The 1,521-nt window shown below is 51.9% G+C and carries 1 protein-coding gene; it reads right to left on the minus strand.

Annotation, left to right across the window (positions count from 1 at the left end):
* Nucleotides 1-428 precede the first annotated feature (428 nt).
* Nucleotides 429-1,241, minus strand: a complete 813-nt coding sequence (locus tag MAMT_RS06420; RefSeq protein WP_178086972.1) for a hypothetical protein — start codon at nucleotides 1,239-1,241, stop codon at nucleotides 429-431.
* Between the last annotated feature and the right edge of the window lie 280 nt (nucleotides 1,242-1,521).

The raw sequence follows: 1,521 nt of genomic DNA on the forward strand, positions 1-1,521 counted from the left end.
GAAAGTAGCTAAACTCTATTTATATTCTGGCTACCGGCTTTTCGCTCTTTCCTCTTCGTGTCTTGTCTCGCTGACTTTTCGTCCGGAAGTTCGGTTAACCCATCTTCCGCACAATTTTGAGGATTGTTTCGGCACATGAAGGACTTACGCAAACTTATGTAGGACGTTTCGTGCGAATACAATGTGAATACCGTTTGTTTGTATAAGCCACATACTCTTGGCGTAGTGTAGGTGTTGGGCTTCGCATGATTACCTCCTAGACAATCGCCGTCCGTTGCTGATCGGGCGTGCGGTGCTTTGGGAGGTTGCGGCAAGCTGGAAAGCCGAGGTTTGCTATTACCCTTGGGCAGCTGGAAACAGCGAAGAGGCCAGATTTCCCGAAGCGAGAAATCTGGCCTCCCCCAACCTACTCTATTCAGGCAAGAGTTCTAAAAGCCGTAGCCCACGACAAACAATCCGAACGGATCATACAAGCCATAGCTCGGTCCGCTCACATTCAACACAGTGGTTCCACTGTGAAAACCATTGACATCGCCATCAAAGGCAAAACCGAATACCGCAGCGAGAAACCAATGCGAATCGATAAAATAACGAACTCCGCCTTCTGGAGCAAACCAGTAGCCCCAGACGCTCCCCATATTTACACCGCTGCTTTCAGCATTCACAAGAATGCCACCCCCTGCGAATCCAACAAAGGGCTCGAACTTTTTTGCTATACGGTAGCCGACCGTGCCGCCAAGTCCGAGATAGCCGACAACAGCCGAGTTACTTGTCATGCTTGCGTGGCCAGGGGAAGCCGCTCCAGGCCCCAGTGACGATTGCTGCTGACTTCCAAGAAAGAGACCGATCGCATCGACTGTAAAACTCAGATTTCCCCATTTGTCTGGATCGTGAAAATACAGTCCTCCAATGATCGCCCCAATATAGGAATAGTTATAGTTTACGGAAAGTGGGGTCTCTCCCGCGGGCGTCACCACGCTTCCCCGATCCGATTGAGGAAACCCAACACCCATAGCTCCCGCAATATATGGAGTCCAGGATTTCTTGGTCTCTTTAGGAGCTTCTTTCATCTGCTCCTTCGCTGCTTCGTAGGCCTCTTTGTGACCCTGCGGCACTGTCACCCCGTCTTCCTCGTTCTCCTGGGTGTTGATCGTTCCCGCTCGCAGCGGGAGAACCCCCAGCATTATCGCGCAACTCGCCCCGGCAAGCGGGACCACAGCTTTCCACATTCGTCGTCTCATCGAATTCCTCCTTTTCCCGTTTTCTAAGATAGGGCCGACCCGTAGCGAGATTTGTAGTCGCACTAGCCTTCCCCGAACTGATCGGCACAATTACCACTATCGAGTCAATAACCAAAATCGAAAGATGCTCTGACAGTTATCGCCGCTAACGATCGGTAGCGCTTTTGCCCAGTTCACCTAGCAGCCTGTCGGCCTTAGTGCGAGAGCTTGCCACGATGCGCCGGCAGTCCGATGCGGCATGGGGAGCGATTGTCTCGGGAACCGTAAAAACCAGGATAAT

The organism is Methylacidimicrobium tartarophylax (assembly GCF_902143375.2).
Classification (GTDB): Bacteria; Verrucomicrobiota; Verrucomicrobiia; order Methylacidiphilales; family Methylacidiphilaceae; genus Methylacidimicrobium; species Methylacidimicrobium tartarophylax.

Excerpts from the sequence above, each read along its gene's own strand:
- MAMT_RS06420 (WP_178086972.1), bottom strand. The coding sequence starts at position 1,241 with ATGAGACGACGAATGTGGAAAGCTGTGGTCCCGCTTGCCGGGGCGAGT.